We start from the raw sequence: 13,403 nt of genomic DNA on the forward strand, positions 1-13,403 counted from the left end.
AACGAAAAAACCCCTCGCGGGTGCGAGAGGTCTGCGCGCGGGTCTGGGACGACGATGGCCGCGCCGTACTCGGTTCGTACGGGGCGGTCACTGCGGACCGGCGCGCCTGCTGCCAATAATCATGGCGAACGAGAGCACGGTCCGCAGTGTGCCATATCGGACGCACCACGCACCCGGCCGTCTCACCATTCGGTCGGACTGTCCACCCCTGCCCAGCGGCGGAGCGCGGAGGTGGCCCGGGCGCGGTCCCGGGGCGCCAGCTTCCCGATGCGCACGACGTGGCTGGTGTGCGGGGCCAGGTAGACGTGCGCGTCCCGGCTGCCCCGGCCCGTACGGAAGGGCTCGGCCCGGGCGGGATCCCTCTCGCCGTACACGAACAGCAGCTCGCTGCCGTGGTGTCGCACCCAGCGGTCGATGTCGGGCATGGCGTCCGGCCGGAAACGCAGCGGGATGCTGCGCGGCACATAGGTGCGCATCTCCTGGATGCCGGGGTAGCGCAGCAGCCCGGCGAGTTGCGGGGCGGCCATCGACACCTGGCCGAGCTGGGTGCCCAACTGATAGTAGGAAGCGGTCATGGCGGCCAGGTAGTAGTCGCTGAAGGCCGGGAGCATGGTCTTCTCGGCGAACCAGGTGAACAGCGCGTCGCCGGGGGCGGCGGGCCCGGGGATCGCGCAGTCGTCCCCCTCTTCCTGCTGCATCCAGAAGAGCAGGGGCAGCTGCAGCACGGTGAGTTCCAGCGCGCGGTCGGCGCTGCCGACGGTGTGGAAGGTGTAGCCCTGGTCCGCGGACCGGCGTGCGAGCCGGCCCGCCATCTCCGCGCGCCGGGTCCCGAGCATCGCGCGCTGCACCGCGGTGAGCGCACTCCGGCAGGCGGGCGAGCCGACCCGCTGGAGGAAGCGGTCCACGGCGGTGTCGTCCCGGTCGTCGGTGTTGTTGGGCGCCGAGTACACGACGGAGCCGGCCACATCGTGCGGGTAGAAGCGCCGGTGGTAGACGGTGGCCATGCCGCCCTTGCTGCCGCCGGTGGAGATCCAGGCCGCGCGGTAGACCGTCTTGAGGGCCCGGATCAGCCGGTGGTGATCGCTCGCCGCCTGCCAGATGTCGAGTTTCGACCAGTCGGTGGGGTGAGGGCGGGAGGTGCCGAAGTACCGCTGCTCGACGCTGATCTGGTTGCCGTCCACGATCCCGGTCGGCTCGGCACGGAAGCCGGGGTCCCGGGTGTTGAGGTCGTAGCCGCCGGTGTAGAGCACCATCGGCCGGGCGGTGGACCGGTGGAGCAGCGACAGCCGCTGCTCGAAGCTGCCCCTGCCGGGGTGCCGGTGGTCGACGGGCTGGCGGTAGACCAGCGCGAAGGAGCGGTAGCCGGCCGGGGCGGGGTTCTCCTTGACCACCCGCATCCCGGGTACGGCCGCGATCCGGGCCCGGATGTCGTCGGCGGCCGGGCGGGGCGCGGCCGGGCCCACCGTGCCCGGCGGCGCCGTGGCCGGGTGCGCCCCGCCGGTCCGGGCCGTCGCCGTGGACGGGGCCGCGACGGCCGAGGCCAGCAGGCCGGTCAGCAGCAGCGGCAGGCACAACTGTCTCGTGATCTTCATGCCGTTCAGCCAACCAGCCGGCGCCCCACGTGCCTATCCCGGAACCGGCCCTGCCGCGGGCGCGGAAGGCCGGTTCCGGTCAGGACGGACGCCCCTCAGCCGGCGACTCAGTCGGCGACGGGCTCCCCCACCCGCGTCCGGCCGGCTCCCGTGCCCTCGCCCTGCCGGCCGACCCGGTGCAGATCGATGGTGCGGGTCTCCCGCATGGTGAGGTAGACGATCAGCGAGACGGCCGCGCATCCCGCCACGTACCAGTAGTAGCCGGATTCGATGCCGCCCTCCTTGAACCACAGGGCGACGTACTCCGCGGTGCCGCCGAACAGCGCGTTGGCGATGGCGTACGGCAGGGCGACGCCCAGGGCGCGGATGCCGGTGGGGAACAGCTCGGCCTTCACACAGGCGTTGATCGAGGTGTAGCCGGTGACCACGACCAGGGCCAGCAGCGAGAGCCCGAGGGCGGGCCAGAAGCTGCCGGCGTGCTTGAGCAGCGTCATGATCGGCACGGTGAGGAACGTCGAGCCGACCGCGAAGGTGATCAGCAGCGGCCGCCGGCCGATCCGGTCGGAGAGCTTCCCGGCGAGCGGCTGGAGGCACATGAACAGGAACAGGGCGCAGAAGCTGACCAGCGAGGCGGTCGGCTTGGCCATCCCGGCACTGCCCGAGAGGTATTTGGTGAGGTAGGTCGTGTACGTGTAGTACGCGACGGTGCCGCCCATGGTGAGCGCCATGACCAGGAACGCCTCGCGCTTGTGGGCCAGCAGCGCCTTGAGGGTGCCGCGGGCCGGGTCGGCGTGGGCGCCCTCGTCCTGGGCGTAGACCTCGGTCTCCAGCATGTTGCGGCGCAGGTAGAAGACGATCGCGGCGCCGAACGCGCCGATGATGAACGGGATCCGCCAGGCCCAGCTGTGCAGCGCGTCCTCGGACAGGGAGCGCTGGAGCACGATCTGCAGGCCGAGGCCGACCAGCTGTCCCGCGGTCATCGACACGTACTGGAAGCTGGAGGCGAAGCCGCGCTGCCCGGGCGCGGACGCCTCGGTGAGGTAGGTGGCGCTGGCCGCGTACTCCCCGCCGACCGAGAGCCCCTGCAGCATCCGGGCGAGGAGCAGTACGGCCACCCCGCCGTAGCCGGCGACGGCGTACGTGGGGGCGATCGCGATCAGGATCGCCGAGGCGGACATCAACGTGACGGTCAGCGTCAGCGCGGCCTTGCGGCCCCGGCGGTCGCCGACCCGGCCGAGCACCCAGCCGCCCACCGGTCGCATGAAGAAGCCGACGGCGAAGATCCCCATGGTGTTCATGAGGTTGGCGGTGTCATTCCCCTTCGGGAAGAACGCATCGGCGAAGTAGACCGCGAAACTGGCGTAGACGAACCAGTCGAACCACTCGACCATGTTGCCGGCCGAGCCGACCCAGATCTTCTTCCATTGCTCTCGTCCCATAGCCGATCACGGTCGCGGACCGGGGGGCCTTCGGCAAGAGCCGCGTCGGCAACGATCGCGCCTACTTGAGTGCGTTGTGGTCACGGACGGGGGACGCTGAGCGACTCGTCCAGGAAGTCGCGTATGTGCGTGCGGACCTGTTCGCGGTCGGTGCCCGGCAGACCGACGACGAGGTGGGTGCCGAAGCCGTCGAGGAGCGCCCGCAGGCGGGTGGCGAAGCGTTCGGCGTCGACCGGCCGGAACTCGCCCTTCGAGGCACCTTCGACGAGCAGGGCCACCAGGTCGCGGTGCCAGGCGAGTTCCAGGTCGAGCTGGCGCTCGCGGGTCTCCTCGTCGGCGTTCTGCGAGCGGTTCCACACCTCCAGCCACAGCGTCCAGCGCGGATCGCGGTGGCCTTGGGGGAGGTAGAGGTCGACCAGCGCGTCGAGGCGCTCCCGGGCCGGGACGCGGCGGGAGAGGGCGGCCCGGCGCTCGGCGCCGAGCTGCTCCTCGCTCCACTGGAGGGTCTGCAGCAGCAACTCGTCCTTCGTACCGAAGTAGTAGAGGATGTGGCCGCTGCTCATGCCGACCTCCCGGCCCAGCCCCGCCATCGTGAGCCGGTCCAGGCCCTCCGCCGCGATGGTGGCCATCGCGGCGGCGAGGACCTGCTCACGGGGCTGGCTGAGCCGGCGCCGGGGACGGCGCACGGGACCGGGCACGGGGACCTCCGGGTCGCTGGACGGGGCCTGCTGGTCAGGCCGACGGCTGCTGCTGGGTGATGCAGTGGATACCGCCACCCGCTGCGAAGATCGTACGGGCGTCCACGAGGGTCACCGTCCGCCCGGGGAAGAGCCGGCGGAAGAGGGCGGCCGCCTCCTCGTCGCGGGGGTCGTCGAAGGCGCACAGCACCACGCCATCGTTGCAGAGGTAGTGGTTGATGTAGGAGTAGTCGACCAGCTCTCCGTGCTCCTCGATGACGGTCGGCGCGGGGATCTCGACGACCTCCAGCTCCCGGCCCCTGGCGTCCGTGGAGGCGCGCAGCAGCTTGACGATCTCGTTGCAGATCGCGTGGTCGGGGTGGTCCGGGTTCGGCTGGGTGTGCACCATGACGACGCCGGGTCGGGCGAAGGCGGCGACGATGTCGACGTGGCCGCGGGTGCCGAACTGGCCGTAGTCGGCGGCCAGTCCGCGCGGCAGCCAGATCGCCTTGGTGGTGCCGAGGTGGGCGTGGATCTCGGCCTCGACCTCTTCCTGGCTGCGGCCGGGGTTGCGGCCCGGGTCGAGCTGCACCGTCTCGGTGAGCAGGACGGTGCCCTCGCCGTCGATGTGGATGCCGCCGCCCTCGTTGACCAGCGGGGTGGCGTAGCGGCGGGCGCCGGCCAGCGCCGAGACCTGCTCGGCGATCTTCTCGTCGTGTTCCCAGCGGGCCCACTCCTGGGCGCCCCAGCCGTTGAACACCCAGTCCGTGGCGGCGAGGTTGCCGTTGCCGTCGGTGAGGAAGGTGGGGCCGATGTCGCGCATCCAGGCGTCGTTCAGCGGGCGCTCGACGAGGTCGATGTCGTCACCGAGGAGCGCGCGGGCGCCGGTCAGCTGGCCGGGGCCGGCCACGACGGTGACCGGCTCGTACCGGCGGACCGCGCGGGCCACGGCGGCCCATGCCGTACGGGCCTCGGCCAGGGTCTCGCCGCCCTCCTCGCCGAACGTGAAGTTGGGGCCGGGCCAGGCCATCCAGGTGCGCTCGTGCCGGTCCCACTCCGGGGGCATGCGGAAGCCGTCGGCGGCAGGGGTGCTCATGCGGGGGTCCTCAGGGTCGTGGCCGAAGGGGCGGGCGGGGCGGGTCACAGGAAGTAGAGCCGGGACAGCGAGACGGTCTCGGCCGCCTCGGAGCGCATCGGGTCGCCGTCGAGGGTGACCAGTCCGCTGCGCCCGTCGACCTGGACGTCGCCGATCCGGGAGTTGTGGACGAGGTCGCCGGGGCCGATGCCGCGGGTGCCGCGGACGGCGACCCGGCGGCGGCGGGTGGGCAGGTGGTCGCCGCCCTGCGCGACCGCGGCGCCCGCGACGAAGGCGACCGAGATCTCGGCGGGCGTCGCGCCGTGCGCCCCGAACTGCGGGCCGAGCACCAGCGGTTCGCAGGTGTCGGTGGCGGCGTTGGGGTCGCCGGTGACGCCGTACGCGGGGAAGCCGGACTTCAGCACCAGCTGCGGCTTGGCGCCGAAGAACTGCGGCTTCCACAGCACGATGTCGGCCATCTTGCCGACCTCGATCGACCCGATCTCGTGCGAGAGGCCGTGGGCGAGGGCCGGGTTGATGGTGAGCTTGGCGATGTAGCGGAGCACCCGGGCGTTGTCGTCGTGGGCGCCGTCGCCCTCCATCGGGCCCAGCTCGGCCTTCATCTTCCCGGCCATCGCGAACGTACGGCGGACGGTCTCGCCGGCCCGGCCCATGCCCTGCGCGTCGGAGGAGGTGATGCCGATCGCCCCGAGGTCGTGCAGCACGTCCTCGGCGCCCATGGTCCCGGCGCGGATGCGGTCGCGGGCCATCGCGGCGTCACCGGGCAGGTCGGTCTTCAGGTCGTGGACCGAGACGATCATGCCGTAGTGCTCGGCGACCGCGTCCCGCCCGAAGGGGAGGGTGGGGTTGGTGGACGAGCCGATGACGTTGGGGACGCCGGCCATCTTCAGGACGTTGGGGACGTGCCCGCCGCCGCAGCCCTCGATGTGGAAGGCGTGGATGGTGCGGCCGTCCAGGACCCGCAGGGTGTCCTCGACCGTGAGGCATTCGTTGAGGCCGTCGCTGTGCAGGGCGACCTGGACGTCGTGGTCCTCGGCGACCCGCAGCGCGGTGTCCAGGGCGCGGGCGTGTGCGCCCATGTCCTCGTGGACCTTGAAGCCGCAGGCCCCGCCCTCGGCGAGCGCCTCGATCAGCGGGGCGTCGCCCGAGGACGAACCGCGGCCCAGGAAGCCGATGTTGACCGGCCAGGCGTCGAAGGCACCGAAGGCGTGTCCCAGCGCCCAGGGCGAGTTGACGCCGACGCCCCAGACCGGGCCGAACTCCTGGCCGATGATCGTGGTGACGCCGGAGGCCAGCGACGCCTCCATGACGCGCGGCGAGAGCAGATGGACGTGGGTGTCCACGGCGCCGGCGGTGGCGATCATGCCCTCGCCGGAGACGATCGAGGTACCGGTGCCGACGACCACGTCGACACCGTCCAGGGTGTCGGGGTTGCCGGCCCGTCCGATGGCGTGGATACGGCCCTCGCGGATGCCGATGGACACCTTGCGGATGCCCTGGACCGCGTCGATGACCAGCACGTTGCTGATCACCACGTCGCAGGTCTCGCGGACCGCGGCGGCCTTCAGCAGCAGCCCGTCGCGGGCGGTCTTGCCGAAGCCGGCCAGGAACTCGTCACCGGGCTTCTGCGCGTCCGACTCGACCCGGACGACCAGGCCCGAGTCGCCGAGGACCACCCGGTCGCCGGCCCGCGGGCCGTGCACCGCAGCGTACTCGTGAGGGTCGATGGTCATGCCTGCTCCTCCGCTCCCAGGTAGCCGCAGGCGGCGGCCCGCCGCAGCGCTTCTTCCTTCGCGCCCGGTGCGTCCAGCGGGCCGTCGACGAGACCGGCGAAGCCGATCGCGATCCGGTCGCCGCCGATCGGCACCAGACCGACCTCCGCGGTACCGCCGGGGTCGAAGCGCACCGACGAGCCGGCCGGGACGCACAGCCGCATGCCGTACCCGGCGGCGCGGTCGAACTGCAGCCGGGGGTTCGCCTCGAAGAAGTGGAAGTGCGAGGTGACGCTGATCGGCACCGACGCGGTGTTGCGCACGGTCAGCACCACCGCGGGCCGGGGCTCCGGGTCCGCGGGGCCGGGGAGCACGGCGCCGGGCGCGGGCGCCGCGGGCCGCTCGCCCGCCGCGGCCGGCGCACCGGCGCCGATCGGGTCGCTGACCACCGCGAGCCGGGAGCCGTCGTCGAAGACGGCCTCCACATGCACCTCGGTGACCACGTCGGCCACGCCTGGCAGCACATCCTCCGGACCGAGCACGCTGCGTGCCGCCTCGATGGCTTGAGCGAGGCGGCGCCCGTCCCGCGCCGCCTCGCAGACTGTGTCCGCGATCAACGCGGTCGCCTCGGGCACATTCAGCCGCAGTCCGCGGGCCCGGCGCGTCCGCGCCAGCTCGGCTGCGCCGAACAGCAGCAGCCGGTCGCGTTCCGTCGGAGTCAGCCGCATCCCGTCACACCTTCCAGCTCGATTAGAGCATCACTCTAACCATGAAACGAGTCAACAGGAAAGCATTGACCTGAGGCACAGGGATGAGCGACATTGAACGCTGTTCTAAATAAGCGGTGAATAGAGCACCGCTCAAATGATCTCGGGGCGGTCCCACAGCGTCCGCCGCCCGGGCCCCGCCCGTCACGGGCACCGCCCCCATCTCTCGGAGCACTGCACGCAGAGCACTGCTCACACACTGTTGTCCGGCCTCTCAGGGGAGCCTCATGCCGATCGAACAACGCGGAGTCGACACCATCCCGGACGAGGAGCGCACCAGCGGTCCCCGCGACCTCATCTCGATCCTGCTCGGATCGAACCTCGCCCTCGGCGTGGTGATCTTCGGTTGGCTACCGGTCTCGTTCGGCCTGGGCTTCTGGGGTTCGGTCAGCTCCCTGGCGGCCGGCACCCTCGTCGGCGCCGTCCTCACCGCCCCGCTCGCGCTGGTCTCGCTGCGCAGCGCGACCAACCTCTCGACCAGCAGCGGCGCCCACTTCGGCGTGCGCGGCCGGCTCATCGGCTCGGTGATCGGCCTGCTGCTGTCGCTCGGCTACACCGCGCTGACCCTGTGGGTCGGCGGCGACGCCATGGTCGGCTGTCTGCACCGCCTGATCGGCCTGCCGGCCGGCGGCGCGTCGTACGCCGTCGTCTACGCGGTGCTGGCGGGCTGTACGGCCGTGGGCGCGGTGTACGGCTACCGGGTGCTGCTGCGGATGAGCAAGGTGCTCTCGGTCGGCCTGACGGTGCTGCTCGCGGTCGGGGTGTTCGCCTACGCGCAGCACTTCACCACCGCCCCCGTGCCCGGCACCTCGTACGCGCTGGGCGGCTTCTGGCAGACCTGGCTGCTGTCCGCCGTCTCCGCCGGGCTCAGCGGTCCGATCGCCTTCATCACCCTGCTCGGCGACTACAGCCGCTACATCTCGCCCCGCCGGCACTCCTCGAAGAAGGTCTTCGCGGCCACCTACCTCGGCCTGGTGGCGGGCCTGCTGGTGCCGCAGCTCTTCGGCACCTTCAGCGCGCTCGCGGTCGGTGCGGGCGACGACTACGCGGGCCCGCTGGTGGCCGGCGCCCCGTTGTGGTACCTGGTCTTCCTGCTGCTCAACGCCTCGGCGGGCTCGGTGGGCAACTCCGGCCTGATGCTCTACAGCATGGGCCTCGACCTGGACGCGATCCTGCCCCGGGCGACCCGCACCCAGGCCACGTACGTCGTCGCGGCCGTGGCGACCGCACTCGTCTACGCCGGCCACTTCCTGTGGGCGGCGCAGGACGCGATGACCTCGTTCGTGCTGCTGATGACCGCCATCGGCACGCCGTGGGCGGTGATCACCGTCACCGGCTTCCTGCGCTGCCGCGGCGCGTACGACCCGGAGTCGCTCCAGGTCTACAACCGCGGCACCCGCGGCGGCGTGTACTGGTACCGGGCCGGCTGGAACGTCCAGGCCACCGTCGCCTGGGCGCTGGGCTCCGCGGTCGGGCTGATGGGCGTGGACACGCCCTTCTACCAGGGCCCGCTGCTGCCGTACACCGGCGGCATCGACATCAGCTTCCTGCTGGCGGCGGCGGTGGCCGGCGTCGCCTACCTGGCGCTCACCGCCCGGGACCCGCGGCCGGTCCCGGCACTGCGGACCGTCACGCCCGCCGCCCCGCCGGAGACGCCCGCGGAGGTCGGCTGACGCCCCTCCGTGACGGCCGAGGCCGCCCCCGACACACGGTCGGAGGCGGCCTCGGTCACGTCCGGGGGCACGCCCGGCGGGCGGTTCAGCCCAGGGGGTGCATCCAGCCGTGCTCGTCCTCGGTGATGCCGCGCTGGATGTCCAGCAGCGCCTCGCGCAGCTTCAGCGTGACCTTGCCCGGCTCGCCGCCGGACTGGGTCCACTCGCCGCCCGCGCTCTTGACCGTGCCGACCGGCGTGATCACCGCCGCGGTACCGCAGGCGAAGACCTCGGTGAGGGTGCCGTTCTCGGTGTCGGCCCGCCACCGGTCGATGGAGACCCGGCCCTCCTCCGCGGTGTAGCCCAGGTCGCGGGCGACGGACAGCAGGGAGTCACGGGTGACGCCGGCGAGCAGGGAGCCGGTGAGCGTGGGGGTGACGATCCGGTCGCCGTAGACGAAGTAGAGGTTCATCCCGCCGAGTTCCTCGACCCACTTGTGCTCCACGGCGTCGAGGTAGGCGACCTGGTCGCAGCCGTGCACCGCGGCCTCGGCCTGCGCGAGCAGCGACGCGGCGTAGTTGCCGCCGGTCTTGGCGTCGCCCACACCGCCGGGGACGGCCCGCACGCGGTTCTCCGACAGCCAGATGGAGACCGGCTTGACGCCACCGGCGAAGTACGCGCCGGCCGGCGAGGCGATGACCACAAAGAGGTACTCGTTGGCGGGCTTGACCCCGAGGCCCACCTCGGTGGCGATCATGAACGGCCGCAGGTAGAGCGACTCCTCGCCGCCGTGCGCCGGCACCCAGTCCTTGTCCTGCTGGACGAGCAGGTCACACGCCTCGATGAAGGTCTCGACCGGCAGCTCCGGCATGGCCAGGCGGCGGGCCGAGGACTGGAAGCGCCGGGCGTTGGCGTCGGGGCGGAAGGTGGCGACGGAGCCGTCGGGCTGGCGGTACGCCTTGAGGCCCTCGAAGATCTCCTGTGCGTAGTGCAGGACATTGGTCGCCGGGTCGAGGGAGAGCGGCCCGTACGGCACGAGCTGTCCGTCGTGCCAGCCGCGGCCCTCCGTCCACTTGATCGTCACCATGTGATCGGTGAAGTGGCGGCCGAAACCGGGGGCCGCCAGGATCTGCTCCCGCTCCGCCGCGGACAGCGGGTGCGAGGAGGGCTTGAGCTCGATCGTGGGCGTCGTCATGTATGCGTGTCCTTCACTGCGTGTTCCGATACCGCTCGTCACCGGCCCAGCCCTCCGGCCGGGGGTCGGGGGTCGGCCCCCACCTTGCGGCACCGGTGCGGTCTGTGGCGGCCGCGCTCACGTGGAGCTCCTGAACGTACCGGTCGTTACTGGGACGTCCGAGTTTCCCCGCGGACGGCGATGCCACGTCCGATTATCGCTCGTGGGTGTCCGCCGCCGGAACCGGTGTGCGCGGTCCGGGTCCGATGGTCGCACCGAACCGGGCGGGAGCCCAAGGGGTTCCTACGCGGACAGCGCCGGGCCTGGACGATGAGGTCCCGGCCCGGCGCTGTCCGTGCTGCTGAGGTGCTGCCGCTGGCCTCAGCCCGCTACGCGTGCGGCGAGCGCGTCGCCGATCTCGTCGGTGCTGCGGGCGGTGCCGTCCCGGGCCTCCAGGTCGGCCGCGACGGCCTCCTCGATCCGGGCGGCCTGCGGCGCGAAACCGAGGTGGCGCAGCAGGAGGGCGACGGAGAGGATCGTCGCGGTCGGGTCGGCCTTGCCGGTGCCGGCGATGTCCGGGGCGGAGCCGTGCACCGGCTCGAACATCGAGGGGAACTCACCGGTCGGGTTGATGTTCCCGGAGGCGGCCAGGCCGATGCCGCCGGTGACGGCCGCGGCGAGGTCGGTGAGGATGTCGCCGAAGAGGTTGTCGGTGACGATCACGTCGAACCGCTCGGGCTGGGTGACGAAGAAGATCGTCGCGGCGTCGACGTGCAGGTAGTCGGTGGTGACCTCGGGGTACTCCGCGCCGACCTTGTCGAAGATGTTCTTCCACATGTGACCGGCATAGACCAGCACGTTGTTCTTGTGCACCAGCGTCAGCTTCTTGCGGGGCCGGGCGTTGGCCCGCTCGTACGCGTCCCGGACCACGCGCTCGACGCCGTAGGCGGTGTTCAGGCTGACCTCGGTGGCGACCTCGGCGGGCGTGCCGGTGCGCAGGCTGCCGCCGTTGCCGGTGTACGGGCCCTCGGTGCCTTCCCGTACGACGACGAAGTCGATCTCGGGGCGGCCGGCCAGCGGGGTGGCGGTGTTCGGGAAGAGCTTCGACGGGCGCAGGTTCACGAAGTGGTCGAAGGCGAAGCGGAGTTTGAGCAGCAGCCCGCGCTCCAGGACGCCGGACGGCACGGACGGGTCACCGATCGCGCCGAGCAGGAGGGCGTCGTGCTGCTTGAGCGACTCCAGCTCCGCGTCCGGCAGGGTCTCGCCGGTCGCGTGCCAGCGCTTGGCACCAAGGTCGTACTCCTTGGTTTCCAGCTTGACGTCCTGCGGGAGGACCGCGGTCAGGACCTTCAGGCCCTGGGCCACGACTTCCTGGCCGATACCGTCACCGGGGATCACTGCGAGGCGAATGCTGCGAGACATGTCTGGACCCTACTCTTCGTCCCATTCATTGACACGTCACGTCCGCCATCCGGACAGTGGCGCCGGTCAACCCGGGGGTCGACCGGCGTTCACCTCACGGTCCCTTGATCGTCGGGTCATCCTGCGACATTCGGCCGCATGACTGGAAATCCCTGGGGGGACATTCCCCGGCCCTCGCACACCCCGCGCGTCGGCATACCGGAGCAGCTCGCGGCCCGGATGACCATGCCCGAGCAGCACGACTACCTCCGCACCAAGCTGACCCGCCGGGGACTGCTGCGCACCTCGGCCGTCACCGCGGGCGCGGTCGCGGGCTCCGGTCTGGTCACCGGCTCGGCCCGGGCCTCCTCCCCCACCCTGCCGGCCGCCTCCGCCACCACTGCCGTCGACGGCGCCCTCGTCGCGCCCTTCGGCCGCCACCTCGCCTTCGGTGCCGACCCCAGGAGCCAGATGCGGGTGAGCTGGCAGGTGCCGTTCGCCGTCCGGCGGCCGTACCTGCGGGTGGGACTGACCCCCTGGGACCTGGGGCGCAAGATCGAGGCCGAGGTGCGCCCGCTGCACACCCCCGCGCTCTCCGCCAAGCTGCCTGCCGTCGACCAGTACTACCTGCACGCGGCGCTCGACGGGCTGCGCCCGGGCACCACGTACTACTACGGCGTCGGCCACGAAGGCTTCGACCCCGCCGAGCCGCGGCACTTCTCCACCGTCGGCACCTTCCGCACCGCCCCGGCTCGCGCCGAGCGGTTCGTCTTCACCGCCTTCGGTGACCAGGGCGTCAGCTACCACGCGCTCGCCAACGACCAGTTGATCCTGGGCCAGAACCCGTCCTTCCACCTGCACGCGGGCGACATCTGCTACGCGGACCCGGACGGCCAGGGCTCCGACCACGACACCTACGACGCCCGGGTGTGGGACCAGTTCCTCGCCCAGACCGAGTCGGTGGCCAAGTCCGTGCCGTGGATGGTGACCACCGGCAACCACGACATGGAAGCCTGGTACTCCCCCAACGGCTACGGCGGCCAGCAGGCCCGCTGGTCGCTGCCCGGCAACGGCCCGGACGCCGCGAACGCCCCCGGCATCTACTCCTTCACCTACGGCAACGTCGCCGTCGTCGCGCTCGACGCCAACGACGTCTCGTACGAGATCCCCGCCAACCAGGGCTACACCGGCGGCAGGCAGACCCGCTGGCTCGACCGCCGCCTGACGGAGCTGCGCGCCGCCGAGGGCATCGACTTCGTCGTGGTCTTCTTCCACCACTGCGCCTACTCCACCACCAACTCGCACGCGTCCGAGGGCGGGGTGCGCGACGCCTGGCTGCCGCTGTTCGAGAAGCACCGGGTGGACCTGGTCATCAACGGCCACAACCACGTCTACGAGCGCACCGACGCGCTCAAGGGCGGCCGGGTCGCCAAGAAGGTGCCGGTCGGCGAGTCCGTCGACGCCGCCCGCGAGGGCATCGTCTACGTCACCGCCGGCGGCGCGGGCAAGTCCCTCTACGACTTCCCCGTCCCCGACAGCTACGAGGGCCACGTCAAGGACCTCGACCACGTCGACACGTACCACTGGTCCAAGGGCCAGGTGAAGACCAAGGACACCGTGGAGTGGTCCAGGGTCCGCTACACCGGCTACTCGTTCCTCGCCGTCGAGGTCTTCCCGGGCCACCGCCCGCGGATGAAGGTCACCGCGCTCGCCGAATCCGGCGAGCGCATCGACCACTTCGAGGTCACCCGGTCGCACCGGGCCGGCTGACGCCCGCGCGCGGCACCCGGGACCCGGGTGCCGCCGCGCGAGCGTTCCTCAGGGGCAGATCAGACGGGCCAGCGAGGACCGGAGCCGCCACCAGCAGCGGCACGGCACCGACGGCAGCGCCGC

The 13,403-nt window shown here is 71.8% G+C and carries 10 protein-coding genes; 2 read left to right on the plus strand and 8 right to left on the minus strand.

Annotated features, from left to right (window positions below; translation table 11 throughout):
• Window positions 1-182: 182 nt before the first annotated feature.
• From SL103_RS28210 to ureA, 6 genes are all read right to left on the minus strand, one after another.
• Entirely contained in the window at window positions 183-1,592 is a 1,410-nt protein-coding gene (locus tag SL103_RS28210; protein WP_069571719.1) for a S28 family serine protease, read from the minus strand.
• A gap of 107 nt (window positions 1,593-1,699) precedes the next feature.
• Window positions 1,700-3,031 carry an MFS transporter gene (locus SL103_RS28215; RefSeq protein WP_069571720.1) on the minus strand — a complete coding sequence of 444 codons (1,332 nt, stop codon included), beginning with the start codon at window positions 3,029-3,031 and terminating at the stop codon, window positions 1,700-1,702.
• A gap of 80 nt (window positions 3,032-3,111) precedes the next feature.
• Window positions 3,112-3,729 carry a TetR/AcrR family transcriptional regulator gene (locus SL103_RS28220; RefSeq protein WP_069571722.1) on the minus strand — a complete coding sequence of 206 codons (618 nt, stop codon included), beginning with the start codon at window positions 3,727-3,729 and terminating at the stop codon, window positions 3,112-3,114.
• A gap of 34 nt (window positions 3,730-3,763) precedes the next feature.
• Window positions 3,764-4,804: an agmatine deiminase family protein gene (locus tag SL103_RS28225; RefSeq protein ID WP_069571724.1), complete on the minus strand. Its 1,041-nt coding sequence runs from the start codon at window positions 4,802-4,804 to the stop codon at window positions 3,764-3,766.
• Window positions 4,805-4,848: 44 nt separating this feature from the next.
• A complete protein-coding gene (locus SL103_RS28230) occupies window positions 4,849-6,537 on the minus strand; it encodes an urease subunit alpha (RefSeq protein WP_069571726.1) in 1,689 nt (562 codons plus the stop codon).
• Window positions 6,534-7,244, minus strand: coding sequence for an urease subunit gamma (gene ureA / locus SL103_RS28235; protein ID WP_069571728.1), 711 nt, complete (start codon window positions 7,242-7,244; stop codon window positions 6,534-6,536). Before ureA ends, SL103_RS28230 begins: the two co-directional genes overlap by 4 nt.
• Window positions 7,245-7,510: 266 nt before the next feature.
• Here ureA and SL103_RS28240 point away from each other — a divergent pair, with 266 nt between their 5' ends.
• Window positions 7,511-8,956: a cytosine permease gene (locus tag SL103_RS28240; RefSeq protein WP_069571730.1), complete on the plus strand. Its 1,446-nt coding sequence runs from the start codon at window positions 7,511-7,513 to the stop codon at window positions 8,954-8,956.
• An 85-nt stretch (window positions 8,957-9,041) separates the two neighbouring features.
• Here SL103_RS28240 and SL103_RS28245 read toward each other — a convergent pair whose 3' ends face one another.
• Both SL103_RS28245 and SL103_RS28250 read right to left on the minus strand, forming a co-directional pair.
• Window positions 9,042-10,130 carry a branched-chain amino acid aminotransferase gene (locus SL103_RS28245; protein ID WP_069571732.1) on the minus strand — a complete coding sequence of 363 codons (1,089 nt, stop codon included), beginning with the start codon at window positions 10,128-10,130 and terminating at the stop codon, window positions 9,042-9,044.
• A 360-nt stretch (window positions 10,131-10,490) separates the two neighbouring features.
• Window positions 10,491-11,531 (minus strand): 3-isopropylmalate dehydrogenase, encoded by a 1,041-nt coding sequence (locus tag SL103_RS28250; protein ID WP_069571733.1) that lies wholly within the window; start codon window positions 11,529-11,531, stop codon window positions 10,491-10,493.
• Window positions 11,532-11,669: 138 nt separating this feature from the next.
• On the opposite strand from SL103_RS28250, the gene SL103_RS28255 reads away from it, so the two are divergent.
• Entirely contained in the window at window positions 11,670-13,280 is a 1,611-nt protein-coding gene (locus SL103_RS28255; RefSeq protein WP_079146025.1) for a purple acid phosphatase family protein, read from the plus strand.
• Window positions 13,281-13,403: the final 123 nt, after the last annotated feature.

Source organism: Streptomyces lydicus (assembly GCF_001729485.1).
Lineage (GTDB): Bacteria > Actinomycetota > Actinomycetes > Streptomycetales > Streptomycetaceae > Streptomyces > Streptomyces lydicus_D.